The organism is Polaribacter sp. HaHaR_3_91 (assembly GCF_019278525.1).
Classification (GTDB): Bacteria; Bacteroidota; Bacteroidia; order Flavobacteriales; family Flavobacteriaceae; genus Polaribacter.
This window is the reverse complement of record NZ_CP058986.1, coordinates 2,421,843-2,436,087: the sequence shown is the minus strand read 5'-3', so window position 1 is coordinate 2,436,087 and position 14,245 is coordinate 2,421,843. Positions and strand designations below refer to the sequence as shown.

12 protein-coding genes are annotated in these 14,245 nt (G+C 30.5%); 3 read left to right on the top strand and 9 right to left on the bottom strand.

Features of this window, described 5'->3' with window-relative positions; all coding sequences use genetic code 11:
- Positions 1-11: 11 nt before the first annotated feature.
- The 4 genes from H0I27_RS10235 to H0I27_RS10220 all read right to left on the bottom strand — a co-directional run bounded on the left by H0I27_RS10235 (position 12) and on the right by H0I27_RS10220 (position 2,303).
- Positions 12-707 carry a haloacid dehalogenase type II gene (locus H0I27_RS10235; protein ID WP_218730614.1) on the bottom strand — a complete coding sequence of 232 codons (696 nt, stop codon included), beginning with the start codon at positions 705-707 and terminating at the stop codon, positions 12-14.
- Positions 708-709: 2 nt separating this feature from the next.
- Positions 710-1,024, bottom strand: coding sequence for an EthD family reductase (locus tag H0I27_RS10230; RefSeq protein ID WP_218730613.1), 315 nt, complete (start codon positions 1,022-1,024; stop codon positions 710-712).
- An 86-nt stretch (positions 1,025-1,110) separates the two neighbouring features.
- The gene (locus H0I27_RS10225) at positions 1,111-1,662 is read right to left on the bottom strand and encodes a carboxymuconolactone decarboxylase family protein (protein WP_218730612.1); all 552 of its coding nucleotides are present in this window, start codon (positions 1,660-1,662) and stop codon (positions 1,111-1,113) included.
- A 77-nt stretch (positions 1,663-1,739) separates the two neighbouring features.
- Positions 1,740-2,303, bottom strand: coding sequence for a TetR/AcrR family transcriptional regulator (locus H0I27_RS10220; RefSeq protein WP_218730611.1), 564 nt, complete (start codon positions 2,301-2,303; stop codon positions 1,740-1,742).
- A 270-nt stretch (positions 2,304-2,573) separates the two neighbouring features.
- On the opposite strand from H0I27_RS10220, the gene H0I27_RS10215 reads away from it, so the two are divergent.
- The 3 genes from H0I27_RS10215 to H0I27_RS10205 all read left to right on the top strand — a co-directional run bounded on the left by H0I27_RS10215 (position 2,574) and on the right by H0I27_RS10205 (position 7,317).
- Entirely contained in the window at positions 2,574-4,040 is a 1,467-nt protein-coding gene (locus tag H0I27_RS10215) for a carbohydrate porin (protein ID WP_218730610.1), read from the top strand.
- Between the two features lie 49 nt (positions 4,041-4,089).
- The gene (locus H0I27_RS10210) at positions 4,090-6,111 is read left to right on the top strand and encodes a glycoside hydrolase family 97 protein (protein WP_218730609.1); all 2,022 of its coding nucleotides are present in this window, start codon (positions 4,090-4,092) and stop codon (positions 6,109-6,111) included.
- A 135-nt stretch (positions 6,112-6,246) separates the two neighbouring features.
- Positions 6,247-7,317: a LacI family DNA-binding transcriptional regulator gene (locus H0I27_RS10205; protein WP_218730608.1), complete on the top strand. Its 1,071-nt coding sequence runs from the start codon at positions 6,247-6,249 to the stop codon at positions 7,315-7,317.
- Positions 7,318-7,372: 55 nt separating this feature from the next.
- Here H0I27_RS10205 and ttcA read toward each other — a convergent pair whose 3' ends face one another.
- From ttcA to H0I27_RS10180, 5 genes are all read right to left on the bottom strand, one after another.
- Entirely contained in the window at positions 7,373-8,170 is a 798-nt protein-coding gene (ttcA, locus tag H0I27_RS10200) for a tRNA 2-thiocytidine(32) synthetase TtcA (RefSeq protein WP_218730607.1), read from the bottom strand.
- Between the two features lie 221 nt (positions 8,171-8,391).
- Positions 8,392-9,018 (bottom strand): energy transducer TonB, encoded by a 627-nt coding sequence (locus tag H0I27_RS10195; protein ID WP_218730606.1) that lies wholly within the window; start codon positions 9,016-9,018, stop codon positions 8,392-8,394.
- A gap of 181 nt (positions 9,019-9,199) precedes the next feature.
- Complete coding sequence (locus H0I27_RS10190; protein ID WP_218730605.1) at positions 9,200-10,348, bottom strand: serine hydrolase; 1,149 nt, start codon at positions 10,346-10,348, stop codon at positions 9,200-9,202.
- 123 nt (positions 10,349-10,471) lie between these two features.
- Positions 10,472-11,725: a DUF6161 domain-containing protein gene (locus tag H0I27_RS10185; protein WP_218730604.1), complete on the bottom strand. Its 1,254-nt coding sequence runs from the start codon at positions 11,723-11,725 to the stop codon at positions 10,472-10,474.
- Positions 11,726-12,035: 310 nt separating this feature from the next.
- Positions 12,036-13,634, bottom strand: coding sequence for a T9SS type A sorting domain-containing protein (locus H0I27_RS10180; RefSeq protein ID WP_218730603.1), 1,599 nt, complete (start codon positions 13,632-13,634; stop codon positions 12,036-12,038).
- Between the last annotated feature and the right edge of the window lie 611 nt (positions 13,635-14,245).

The following is a 14,245-nucleotide window of genomic DNA, read 5'->3' as shown; positions in this document are numbered from 1 at the left end:
TAAATCCCTTTTTATTGATAAGTTACTAGAATATCTGCTACTTTTTTTAAATCGTTTTCTATAATTTCTGTTTTAGGCGCTAATGGAAATAATTGTTGACTAGGTCTCGCTACAAAAGCAGCTCTTAAACCGGCGCTCATTGCTCCATATACATCCCAACCATGTGCTGCAATTAACATGCACTCTTCTGGATTTACATCCATTTTTGATGCTCCCCAAAGGTAAGTCTCTGTAAAGGGTTTAAACTTCCCGGTTTCTTCAACACTTAATTGTTCATCAAAAAAATCGGTTAAACCAGCATTCTCAAATTGATTTTTTAAACCTTCGGTGGATGAGTTTGTAAACGCCACTAATTTGTAACCAGCTTGTTTTAATTGAAGCAATGCTTCTTTTACTTCTGGGTGAGGAGGTAGGTTTTGCATGGCATTTACAATTACCTCTCTTGCATTTTCTTCTGAGATGGTAATGCCATTATTAGCAGCTACCATTTGCAAAGCTGCAGCACCAATTTGTCCAAAAGGTTTATAATCTCCGCTTGCGGATGTTACTAATGAATACTGTAACATTGTTGTAAACCATAAGGGAAGCAATTCGTCTTTTCCACCCAAAGCGTCACCTACCTGTTTTTTCATTTTGGTAAGATCTAATAGAGTTTCATTTACATCAAAAAAAAGCACTTTCGGTTTTATGTTACGGTTATTTTTCATCTTTATAAATTTATCAATTCACTAATTTGAAGTTCTCCTTGTACATTACTGTAATTTTTTACGTCATCTGCAAATACTTTTGCATGCGGACCAAATGAAGCCTGAAAAGAAGCAACATCATCAAATAATAAATGAGCAATAGCTATAAAGGGAGCAGGTTCTCCAGGAACTCTACTTGCAATTCCTAAATCTAACTCTAAACCTTTTAAGGCAGAACCCAATGCATTTACAATCATAGGTAAATGATTGTTTTTATAATAATCTACATCAAACTGTACATTATTACTGTTTGGGTACATTACAGATACTTTTATCATAATAAGTTTTTTTTTTAAATATAAATACCTACAAATTTCCCACTTTATTACGGAAGATTTGTAGGTATAATATTGTTATTTATAAATTATTTTTTCTCCCAAGCAAATGGTTGAAAAGCAGCATCTACAGGTGTATTTGCAATATGATTTGTGTAATTACTAATTACTTTTTGAGACAATCCTAAGATAATGTCTAAAACACTTCTTTCTGTATAACCCGCTGCATAGAATGTGCTTAATTCTTCTGGAGACACATGACCTCTATTACGTGTAATTATTAATGTAAATGTACGTAAAGCTTCTAGTTTTTCATCTGCTAACGGAGTTTCGTTACGTAATGCTTCTATAATAGCATCATCTACTTTCATCATTTTTGCAATTCCTGTATGTGCAGGTACACAATAATGACATGCGTGCTCTACATTGATTGTTTGCCAAACTACTGTTAATTCATCTGCGTTAAAAGCTGTTTTTGTAAATAAATCGTGTAATATTTGGTAAGCTTCTAAAGCTTGAGGAGAGGTAGCTAATACTCCGTGTAAACCAGGAATCATTCCGTAAGCTTTTTGAGATTTTTCTAATAATCCTTTGCTTTCTTCTGGAGCTGTTTCTATATTTTGAACTTTTAATGTTGTCATAATTTCTATTTTTAATTTATTATTATTTATGTTAATTTTAACTAAACTATCGTTTAGTTATTGGGTAAAAAAAATGTTTATATATTTATAAAGGTCATTTCTATGTAATCTTCAATTTCTTTTTTACTATTTACTCTTGCTGCTGCTGCTAAACCATGTTTTGCCAACAGTAAAAAATTGGCTTGTTTTTCTATGGTTTCTAAATCTTTTGATTCGTCTAATTTAAGCTTTTCTATAATTAACTCTTTTAAGTTATTCATAAAAGTACTCATTTCTTCTTTAATCAATGCATCCTCAGAATCTGAAAACTCATTATAGGTGTTTGTTACTAAACATCCTTTTATGTTGTCGTCTTTAAAATTAGAACTTACAGAATCGTAGAAAAATTGTTTGATATCTTCAACTCCGTTGGAAGCATTTTTTAATTTATTTAAAACCACATTTACTTTTACCTTATAGCATTTTAAGCTTTCAAGAAAAAGACTATGCTTATTTCCAAAACTAGCATATATAGAGAACTTGTTAATTCCCATCTCTTTCTCTAGCATTTGCATAGAAGTGGTTTTGTAACCATTCAGCCAAAAAAGCTTCATTGCTTTTTCTATGACTACATCTTCATTATATTCTTTTTTTCTTGCCATTATTTCTAAGTACGGAACAAAACTAAACAATCGGTTAGTAATAAAAAAATATTTAAATGCTTTCTTTTAAATTTTATGATGGTTTTAACAATTTATAATAGAGAGAAGCCAATAAAATAAGAGGATTAAGAGGTGTTTTCAATGGTTTGTATTTTAATTTAATATTGTTATGGAAATAATTTAGGAGTTATTTTTTTAGAAATAATTTATTCTAAACATTGAAAATCATACAATTATATGTATGTTTGCGAAAACAATTAACTAGCAGCAATGAAAAATTATAATTTAAATATCTTTAAAAAGAATAAAGTTCTATTATTTAATAGAGATTTATTATGTGTTGAGCAGTCTAATGGATCTGTTTGGCGTATAGGTGAAAGAGGTTTGTTATCTTTTTTTGTGTTATTTATGTTTTCGACAACATTTAATGTAAAAGCACAAACAATTTTTGAAAAAGTAAATCATACGTTTAAAACTTCTGGTTATTTAAGGACAGGTGTTGGGCAAAGTGAAGGCGGAGAAACGCAAGCTCATTTTCAAATGCCAGGTGCTCAAAATAAATATAGTTTGGGAAATCAAGCGGATACTTATGGTGAATTAGAATTTGACTATTCTTATTATTTTGATAAAGAGAAATCAAAATCTCTAGATGTTATTTGGATGAGTTCTATTTATGAAGATTTTGGAACGGATACTCAAATGAGTTTTAATAAAACGGAACAATTATATGTGCGTGCAAATAATTTTTTAGGAAACGGAGAGGTTATTTGGGCAGGTAAACGATTTTATGATCGTAGAGCGGAACATATGTTAGACAGACAATGGGTAAATCCTGGACAAAGAGGTTGGGGGGTTGGTATGGAGAAACTGATTCAGAAAGGAACTGATGAAGATATTAAATTTGGTATTTGGGCTTTTCAAGAGAGAGGAAAGGATATTTCTTTTATAAATGGTGCAAAAGATCACTTAAGAGCATACACGGCAGATGTGCGTTATGTGCATTTACCGATTAGTGAAACGCTTAAAATGAATGTCTCTTTAAATTATAGTTATCGGGCAGAAAATGAAATCATGGAATATGATGCGAAACACGGTTTTGCGGTTATTTCTTGGTTAGATTATGAGAAGAAGTACATCACCAATACAACAGCTCTTATATTTAGACAAGGTGCTTCTATTCCAATACATCACTGGTCTGGAATGTCAGAAAAAGAAAATCCAGGAAATGATAACATTGTTTTAAATGATAATGCAAGTTCTTACTTCTTGGAAATCAACAATAACTTTTTATATGATGATAAAGAAACTTTTGCTGTAAATGGTATTCTGTCTGCTGTAATGAGAGATTACGGAACAAAGCCTTATGAATACAATAGCGCTAATCCTACTAATAAAGCCTATTTGAAAGGGAGAGACAAAATGCTGTATTGGTTAACTGCAGGAGCAAGAGGAATGTATTATTTGAGTAATAATTTTAAATTACACTTAGAATTAACGCATGAGTATATAAAAAATGAACAATTAAATGTTTCTGGTAATCTTGATAAAATAACGTTTACGCCAGAGCTTTCGTTAGAGAAAGGTTTTTACGCGCGTCCAGTATTGCGTCCGTTTGTTACCTACGCTTTTTGGAGTGATGATTTAAAAGGACTGATTGGTAATACGCCTAATGGAGCTCCTTTTGGTAATAATACTTCCGGATTTACCTATGGATTACAATTTGAAATCTGGTGGTAAATCAACTTAAAAAATAGAATAAACAACAATTAACTTAAAATTTATAATCATGAAAAATACATTTTCAATAATGGCAGCAGCATTATTAATTCTTTTTGGAGCGACAACAATGTCTGCAGCGGATAAAAAAATAATCGTAAAATCTCCTGATGGTAAAACACAGGCAGAAGTAACTGTAGGTAAATCTATATTTTACACTATTTCACAAGACGGAGTGCAAGTATTAGAGCCTTCTCATCTTTCTATGACCTTGTCTGATGGAACTATCTGGGGACTAGGCTCTAAAATAAAGAACATTAAAACAGCGAAAGTAAATACGATAATCAATGCTCATTTTTACAAATCTAAAACGGTAAAAGATGAGTATAATACTGTAAAGGTAACATTTAATGATTATTGGAGCTTAGAGTTTAGAGCTTATAATGATGGCGTTGCGTATCGTTTTGCTTCAACAAAAAAAGGAAATTATGAAGTAGTGAGTGAGCAAGCACAGTACAAGTTTGCGCACGATGTAGAAACTACAGTACCGTATGTGTATTCTCCAGGAACTATGGAGCATCAACTTTTTCAATCTTTCGAAAATCAATACACACGTTCTAAAATTTCTGATTTAGATAAAAATAGGTTAATGTTTTTGCCTTTAAGCATCGAGTCTAAAAACCAAAAACGTATTACTATTACAGAAAGTGATTTAAGAAATTATCCAGGAATGTATTTAACCACAAGTATTGGTAAAAATACAATGAATGCTTTTTTTGCTCCTTTAAGAAATGAGGTAGAAGAACATACTGGGTACAATAATTTACAGGTGATTGTAAAGAGTAGATATCCTTTTATAGCCAAAGTAAATGGACCGCGTAGTTTTCCTTGGAGAGCGGCAATTGTAACAAGAAATGATGTGGAGTTGGCAAATACAACCATGTCTTACAAATTAGCTGCTAAAAATGTTATTGGAGATACAAGTTGGATTAAACCAGGAAAAGTTGCTTGGGATTGGTGGAATAACTGGAATTTAGAGGGGGTTGATTTTAAAGCAGGTATTGATAATAGAACGTATAAATATTATATTGATTTTGCTTCAAAAAATGGCATTGAATATGTAATTTTAGATGAAGGTTGGTCTGTTAATAAGGTATATGATTTAATGCAGGTTGTTCCTGAAATTGATATCAAAGAACTGGTTGAGTATGCAAAAGAACGCAATGTAGATATTATTCTGTGGGCGGGTTATTATGCTTTTGACAAAGATATGGAAGAGGTTTGTAAGCATTATAGTGAAATGGGCGTAAAAGGTTTTAAGGTCGATTTTATGAATGGCGATGATCAAGAATTGGTATATTTTAATGAGCGTTCTGCACAAATGTGTGCAAAATATAAATTAATTGTAGATCTTCATGGAACTTATAAACCGGCAGGTTTACAACGCACCTATCCAAATATTTTAAATTTTGAAGGTGTGCATGGTTTAGAGCAAATGAAATGGCAGCCGAAAGAATGTGATCAAGTTACGTATGATGTTACGTTTCCGTTTATTAGAATGATTTCTGGACCTGTAGATTATACGCAAGGTGCTATGAATAATGCGGTAAAGGCTTTAAATACTATTACCAATGAAGTAGAAACCCAATATGCTCCCAACTTCTCAAAACCGATGAGTCAAGGTACTCGTACGCATCAATTTGCGGAATATGTAATTTTCTTTTCTCCTTTAAATATGCTTTGTGATACCCCTACTAATTATGAGAAGAATCCGGTTAGTACAGAATTTATTGCTTCTATTCCTACTACTTGGGATGAAACCATTACTGTAGATGGAAAAATAGGGGAGTATATTATTACAGCTCGTAGAAAAGGAGATGACTGGTATATTGGTGGTTTAAATAACTGGGATGCTCGTGAAATTACCATCAATGTAAAAGAGATTACAGGGAAATCTGGAAGTGCTACTGTTTTTAAAGATGGGCCGAATGCAGATATGAATGGGGTTGATTTTGTGAAAAAAACAGAAAACATAAAAGATACGTTTACAGTACGTATGGCTCCAGGTGGAGGTTTTGTAGTGAAGATATAATAAGTTTTAATTTTTTTAATTCCACGATAGTTGTAAAATCTATACTTGTTGTAATTCCATACAGGTATAGATTTTTCTATGAATAAGACATTGTAATCTTTAAACAATTATATTTGTTGTAATTAAGGTTTGTTTATGAATAAAAAGGTAACATTTAAGGAAGTTGCAGAATTAGCAGGGGTTTCTACACAGACGGTCTCTAGAGTAACTAATGGAGGGGAAGGAGTAAATGCGAATACCTTAAAAAAAGTTCAGGAGGCAATTGATCAATTAGGGTATGTGCCAAATAAAGGAGCTCAGCTTTTAGTACGTAAAAAAGCAAAGGTTTTTGGTGTCATAACATTAGAGATGACCATGGAAGGTGCTTCTAGTATTGTCAATGGAATTCGCTTAGAAAGTGAAAAAGCTGGGTATGCTATATCTATTGCTGTTTCAAATTCTGAAGAGGAAAACTTAGAAAATGCGATACGGGAGTTAAAATCACAGCAAGTAGACGTTGTGTTTATAAATTTACCCGTACAAAAAGAGTTGGCAGAAAATTTAGTAGCAAAACATAAGCATTTACCTTTTTTATTTATAGATGTTTCGCCTGAAGCAAATGTGAGTCAGGTTGCTGCAGACCATTATAAAGGAGCTGTGTTAATTGCCGAGTTAATGTTGAAGCATGGTAGAAAAAGGTTTGCGCTTTTAAATGGACCTGTACATTCGCACGCTGCAAATTTGAGAAAACAAGCTTGGTTAGATGTTTTAAAACCCTCTGATGCCGAAATTGTAACGGTAGAAACAGGAGATTGGAGTGCTAAAAGTGGGTATTATGAAACTACAAAACTACTCTTGCAACCACAAAATATAGATACTTTATTAGTAGGGAATGATCAAATGGCACTGGGAGCTATAAGAGCTTGTGCAGAGCAAAAATATGCCGTACCAGATCAAATTGCGGTAACGGGTTTTGATGATACTGTAAATAGTGCATATTACAATCCGCCATTAACAACCGTTCATCAAAATTTTTTAGAAATAGGGAAACAAGCTGTAAAGCAAATATTAATACAGTTAAAAAATGAAAATAATATTTCTAAAATGGTGATTCCTGTTCAGTTAATCGAGAGACAAAGTACGATGCCTGTAAAAGAAAATTTAAATTCTGTAAAAGAAATTAAAGATTTACTTCAAAAAATACAAACACTTTTACCGAATAGTTAAGTTTATATGGCTTTTTGTTTTAAAATCTTATTCACTTAAAATAATTCTAACTTCTCTAAATGGTAGCTATAGGTTCTGATATTTTAGATTCTAGATTATCAAAATCATATAAATTTTTATCTAATAAATGAGAAGGAAATACGTTTTGTAAAGCGTTCATCATAATGGCATTTCTATTCGGGAACTCGGTTTCCCAATCGGTAATCATTTGTTTTACCTTTTTACGTTGTAAGTTTTCTTGAGAACCACATAAGTTACACGGTATAATAGGGAAGTCCATAAAATTGGCATACGTTTCAATATCACTTTCATTACAGAAAGCCAAAGGTCTTAAAACAATAATATCACCAGCATCATTTTTAAATTTTGGTGGCATTGTTTCCATTTTCCCTGCAAAGAAGAAGTTTAAGAAAAAGGTTTCTATAATGTCGTTTTTATGATGTCCTAAAGCCAATTTATTACAACCTAAATCTTTGGCTGCTTCATATAAAGTTCCTCTACGCAAACGTGAACATAAGCTACAGGTTGTTTTACCTTCAGGCGTTTTGTCCATCACAATCTTATAGGTGTTTTTCTCTATAATTTTATAATCAACTTTTAAGTTGCTTAAATAAGTAGGTAATACTTCTACCGGAAAACCAGGTTGTTTTTGATCTAAATTTACAGCTACAAGATCAAAAGAAATAGGCGCTACTTTTTGGAAATACAATAACATGTTTAACATTGCGTAACTGTCTTTTCCGCCAGAGAGACAAACCATAATTTTATCTCCTTCGGCTATCATTGTAAATTGCTGAATAGCTTCTGCAACGCCACGCTGTAATTTCTTTGTTACTTGTTTTAGATTTTCCATGGGCGCAAAAATAGTACTAAAATCATTGTTATTCAATGAGTTTTTTGCGTTTCATTCAATTTCATTCAGTTTTATAACCGTTATTATTAAATAAATAGTAATTACATAAAAAATAAAAGCTCATAATATGAATTGAGAGTATTATGAGCCTAGAGTAATAGTTTGTAAATTTAATGAAGAAAAGAGTTGTTTTTAGCTCGGTTCTTTATTTGGGTTAGTTTTTATCCAAAATTAATAGGTATCGTTCTCTTTACTTTTACTGGGTTTCCATCTTGTTTTGCTGGTTTCCAAATTGGCATAAAATTGAACATATTATTAACTTCATTTTTTAAACTTGGATTCGTGTCTTTGAGTATTTTTACATTAGAAGTTTTTCCATTTGATTCAATTGTGAATTTAAAAATTAACTTTCCTCTTGTGTTAGAGCTGTTAGAAGTGAGATGTTTTTTAATAAAACTCTTAAAAGCTATTTTGCCACCAGGAAATTCCGGCTGAATTTCAAAATTATAGTATTCTATTTCTTTTCCACTTTTGTCAAAACACTTTCCGCTTTTAAGTTTACCTTTTTTAAATAATTCTTTTCTCTTTAATTCCCCGTTTTTCCAATAGCTAATTCTTTCACCATTTAATTTATTCTTTATATAATTTGTAATGATTTTTAATTCACCAGTACTATACCAAAAAGTGCTTTTTCCTTCCCTTATTTTTTTATTTCCTTTTCTTAGAAAATTTATTTCTGATTTTATATTTCCATTTTCAAAATATTTTTTATCAATTTTAACTTCACTTTGACTAAATAATGAAATGGAAAACAGACTTAAAAAAAATAGAAGATTTAATTTTTTCATAATTATTGTTATTAATCTGATTTTCGTTTTTTTAATTACTACCAAAGTTTTTGTATAAGATTAGCTGCGTGGTAAAGCACGTAATTTAACAAATAAAAACTGAATAGAAAATCCGTAAGAATTTTCGTAAGTAGTTTATCACCAGGAAATTAATTATACATGGTGTTAGGCATCTGGCTTTTTATTCTTTTTCCATTTCTAATAATAGATATGAAAGTTTAATTGATAAATTTCGAACTGCTTCGCTTGAATTCAAATTATTTGCTAAAGTAGCAACTACCACTTTTTTATCAAAATATATTCTAAAATAGCTACTTGACCCAACTTGTGTTCCATTATGTTCAATGACTTTTCCAAATTTAGGACTTTTCCAATTATCCCATCCGAAAGTATATTCCATTTCCTTACTGTTATTAGTCAACTGAATCATTAGTTTTGTTGTCGAAGGATTTAAAAACTTATAATTTAAGACACCTTTTCCAAATTTTAGAAGGTCTTCTGCTGTTGATTGTATTCCTCCACCAGAATATGTGTAACTCAAATCATTTTTTGGACTTCTGTAAAAATGATTTCCGAGTTTTATGTAAACATTTGTTTTAGTCTGTTTTAAATTAGTGTTAGTCATATTTGCTGGTTTCCAAATATTTTCGTGCATATAAGTTTGATATGATTTTCCTGAAACTTTCTCTAAAATTGCACCAAGTAGTGTGTAACCAAATGATGAATATAAAAATTCAGTATCTGGTTTAAAAACTAGTTCTCTATTCTCAAATTTTTCAAGAGCTTTTTCGCAATTGTCATAGTGAGTAAAGTTGAAAATTCCTAAATCAGATTTGTAATGAGGAATTCCAGATGTATGATTTAATAATTGACGAATTGTAATTTCTCCTTTTTTCTTTTTTGGAAATTCAGGTAAATAGTTTTGGATTGGTAAATCTAAATTTATTTTTCCTTTTTCGTAAAGTTGAAGAATAGCAATAGCTGTCATTGGTTTACTCACAGATGCAATTCTGAACTGACTATTTTTAGACGGTTTTTCTTGATTTCCTTTATTTAAAAATCCTGCTGTAGATAACCAATTTCCACATTTTTCTGAATAAACAGCTGTTGAAGTTGCTAAAAACTCATTTTTATTTATTGCGGAATTAATAATACTATCAGCTTTGAAGCTAAAACTATTTAAGTTGTTGCAATTTAGATGATTTTGACTTTCTGATAGTGAAATTGGCTTGTCTGAAAATGGATTTAAACTATAAGGCTCAAAAGCCCAATAGAACAAATAGGAAAGTAGAATTATAATTATTCCTGAAACTATTTTTCGTTTGTTCATTGTATTCGGAATGGTTTTTTCAGCTTGTGTCTAACTTTTTGGGAGCAGTTCAAAATCCGCGAGGATTTTCGTAAGTAGGCGAGAACCAAGTAATAAATTATACACGGTGTTGGCAACTGGCTTTTAATTTCCGCCAAATATTTTTCCTGTTATATCATTTGGCATTGCAGGTCCAGAATCTCCTTTTAATAAACCAGTTTCTGCTCGACTAAATAACGATTGCATTATTAAGGATTTATCTTTTTCATCTACTGCTGAATCCTTAATTAATGATAAATAAACGTATGTTAATTGTTCTCTTTCTTCTGCATCTCTAGAAAGGTGAAATGCACTAAAAGCAACTTTATTTAAAGCTCGTATTCCAAATGCTAAAAATGAAATAAATGTCACATAAATAATAGACCATTTAATTGCGCTTGCTTGTCCTTTTATGAAGCTTAATAACATTCCATCAGGTGTTAACCATAATAAAAAGTATAAAGTTATACAAGCAAAAGCAACTAATCCAACTAACCAATAAATGGCTTTCCATCCTTCTTTATTTAATTTCGTTGCTCTCTGATTCCAATATTCGGCTGGCTTTTTTAATCTTAATAATTCCTCATAAGTATGCTCTAAATCCGCTATTTTCTCCTTTGAAGCAGTATCGAAATCTGTAAATTCTTTTTTAGAATTACCAAACCAATCTTCAAAATGAGTTTCTTTTTCGGTTTTTAATTCGTCAATTTTTTGCGTGTAGTTCTTAAATTCAACATTAGCAGACTTTAGATGTTCTGCTAACTGAGTTTCGCTTTCTGATAATTGGCTCCTAAAGTCATTTCTTAAACGACCAATTGAAGATTTTTCCTTATCTCTGCGTTTTGTTATTTCTGTGTAGTCTTTTAGTTCAAACTCATACGCTAAAAGATGTCCAATCATAGATTCCTTATTTGAAATGTTATAATTTCCCATTACAAAATTATAAGCTCCAGCGTAGTATTTAGGAATCTCTCTATGAATCTTTATTAGAAATTCAGTTTGAGGTGAGTCAAATACAAATAATGTCTTATTGTTTTGAATTTGATTTTTTTCCGAATTCCAAGAATTATTTAATTGACTTTCATTGTGATTGGAATTAATGAATGAGTTCAAGTGGTTTTCAAGTCTTGATTTAAATGTAGAAAAATGTTTTTTAGAAACCTTTAGTTCGCTAGGAATATTTTCTCCAAACTTGTCCCATCCATTAATCTGTTGTTCTAAAAACTTATGAATAGAACTAAACCCTGTTAATGTTTGGTCAAAATCCAAATGTGGATATGTGATATGTAAGTTTATAGATTCGTACCAATCTGAATGTTCGGAATCAGCAATTATTTTTCTTACTTCGTTTGTTGTCATTCAGTTAGTGTTGTTTTTTAGCTTGTTGCCAACTTATTATAAGGTAATAATACCTTGCTATATCCCAAAGAAAACAACCAAATCTAATTATTCTTTCAGGAATTATTAATACATAAAGATTTAGAAAACGTCTAGCAATTTTATTTTTTCATCAATCTGTTTCAAATTTAGAGTATTCAAATCATATAAATGATATTTTTACAATCAACTTAACAACTATTGTCAACTTTTTAATGTTGATAAGTCTTTCAATGTGAAAAGGATACGTTGCGTTGTTTAAGGGGTGAATTACACTGGGTGTTTACAAAAGTTATTTTTTTAATAGTTTTCTGTTCGTAATACTATGATTCTTATTAATTATTTTAATAATGTAGGATCCTGATTTTAAGTTGCCCAGGTGTATTGTGTTATTTGTGAAATTATTTTCTTTAAAAACTAGCTTTCCATTTAAATCATAGACTTTAATTTGAGAAATATCATCTGGTCTATTAAAGTAAATAAAATCTGATGTAGGATTTGGAAAGACTTGCAATTCTTGATTATTTTTAAATGTATTTATACTAAGGCTATTAGTATTAAATTTCCATAGTTGATAATCTTTAGAATAGTATAAGTCATTTTTATAGATGATTTTTTGCCCAATGCCATGAAATAGGTTGTCTAATTCTTCAACAGGATTTAAAGTTGTAGAACTTTTATCTAAAATCCACCCTTTTTTACTTGTAGAATTTTTAGGTGAACTAACAAAAAAAAGATTTCCATTTATATTATCTAAAGATAATGCTGAATGAGAATGTTTAAAGATAATTGGTTCTTGTGATGCTTGGTCTATTTCAATGATTTCTGTGACTAAATTAGTATTACTGTCTAAATAAAATAGCGAAGTACCGTTATTAGTATTCACAGAAGAAAAAATTAAATTATCGCCAGATGTATTTAAATATGAAGGGTAAAAATATTGGCTATTGGTTACTGTGTAAATTTCTGAAGTGCCATTAAATGTGCCATCAGATTTATAAATAGATAATTTATTCAAATTTTTAGAAAAAAAGGAAAAAAACATTTTGCCATTTAACTCAATTACATCACCAAAACTCACTATATCATTCTGAGCATTCCATACACTTGTAATATTGTTCGTTCCATTAATAGTGCCATCTGTTTCATATAAAGAATAACGAGTAATAAAATATAATTTGTTGTTGTATTTTATATACTGACTAAAATTAGAAGTACTGCCTGTAGATCCATTACCATCTAATTCTTTAGTAAGTTCATAAGTTCCTGAATCAGTTCCGTCGCTCCTCCATACTCTAGAGTTATTAGTTGATGGTACTTGGATGGTGTAAATGAAAATGTTATTTACACTACCTTGAAATGTAGGCACACCCCATATGGCGATATTATCTTTTACTAATACTGTTCCTAAATCAGTCCCGTCAGATTTCCAAATTTGTAAAGTAGTATCATCAGTTTTTATTGTTATATAAATTAGACTTCCAACAGTTGTTAATCCAAATAATTTCCCTGTGTATTTTGTTACTAGAGAAGAACCTACTGTTTCTCCACTTGTTTTCCAAATTTCTCCACCTGAATAGCTATTGTCATCATTTGCAACAAAGTACAATTCATTATTAAGTGTTGTTGAGTTTAAATTGGTTAATCCGTCAGTTTCACCAGGTTTAATATCTATTACTAAATTCGTCTTTGAAGATGTGCCATTACTTGACCATAACTCTCTGCCAGAACCATCATTTACAGCTGAAAAGAAAATCTTTCCATTAAACTCCTGTAATCCTATAGGATGCGAATTTTGAAGATTATTGTAAGTGAAATTAGAAACCTGTATTTGAGCATTTATGTTACAGCAAATTAATAATGAGACTAAAAAAAGTAAAGGTTTTTTCATATGGTTGCTTTTAATTTTTATTTAGGTAATTACACACGGTGTTCTACGCTGTTTTTTATTCCGCTTAATTTTTCTTTCAGTTTTCAATTTTACAAACTAGTTAAATTTCGGAAGCGTAAATTTTGTTTCTTAGTGCATTTTTATGCAACATTTATAAATTTCGTTTGAGTAATAATTCCGCAAGATTAAATACGGCATTTTGTTCCGACTCAGAGTATTTTATTCAATCGTTTTAATTTATTTCTTTTATTAATTTGCTAAATTTTAATTTTCCATTTTTTTTTGGTTTTTTTCCATTTGTCAGATACAAATACACTATATATTGTTAATGTAACTCCAAAAGTTAGAGCGCTATATTGTAAAATTTTGTGTTCGTTCAAAATTGTTAAACCAAGAGTTGTAAACATCAATCCTATTACCATAAAGGTCGTTCCATTATTTTTTTTCATTTCTTGTATGTTATTGTTCAGGGTATTAGTATATTAAAATATTAATATGTTACAATTTAGATGTTTTTAAATTGCGTAGAACGTTGTTGTGTATGGTTTGTTGCGTGGTTTAAGCAGTAAAGTTAGTAAATAGAACACAGATTTTAGAAAATCCGTAGGATT

Bases quoted from the DNA above. Each gene is read 5' to 3' on its own strand.
- H0I27_RS10185 (WP_218730604.1), bottom strand. From the start codon at position 11,725: ATGACAACAAACGAAGTAAGAAAAATAATTGCTGATTCCGAACATTCA.
- H0I27_RS10205 (WP_218730608.1), top strand. From the start codon at position 6,247: ATGAATAAAAAGGTAACATTTAAGGAAGTTGCAGAATTAGCAGGGGTT.
- H0I27_RS10215 (WP_218730610.1), top strand. From the start codon at position 2,574: ATGAAAAATTATAATTTAAATATCTTTAAAAAGAATAAAGTTCTATTA.
- H0I27_RS10190 (WP_218730605.1), bottom strand. From the start codon at position 10,348: ATGAACAAACGAAAAATAGTTTCAGGAATAATTATAATTCTACTTTCC.
- H0I27_RS10220 (WP_218730611.1), bottom strand. From the start codon at position 2,303: ATGGCAAGAAAAAAAGAATATAATGAAGATGTAGTCATAGAAAAAGCA.
- H0I27_RS10225 (WP_218730612.1), bottom strand. From the start codon at position 1,662: ATGACAACATTAAAAGTTCAAAATATAGAAACAGCTCCAGAAGAAAGC.
- H0I27_RS10210 (WP_218730609.1), top strand. From the start codon at position 4,090: ATGAAAAATACATTTTCAATAATGGCAGCAGCATTATTAATTCTTTTT.
- H0I27_RS10235 (WP_218730614.1), bottom strand. From the start codon at position 707: ATGAAAAATAACCGTAACATAAAACCGAAAGTGCTTTTTTTTGATGTA.
- H0I27_RS10180 (WP_218730603.1), bottom strand. From the start codon at position 13,634: ATGAAAAAACCTTTACTTTTTTTAGTCTCATTATTAATTTGCTGTAAC.
- ttcA (WP_218730607.1), bottom strand. From the start codon at position 8,170: ATGGAAAATCTAAAACAAGTAACAAAGAAATTACAGCGTGGCGTTGCA.
- H0I27_RS10195 (WP_218730606.1), bottom strand. From the start codon at position 9,018: ATGAAAAAATTAAATCTTCTATTTTTTTTAAGTCTGTTTTCCATTTCA.
- H0I27_RS10230 (WP_218730613.1), bottom strand. From the start codon at position 1,024: ATGATAAAAGTATCTGTAATGTACCCAAACAGTAATAATGTACAGTTT.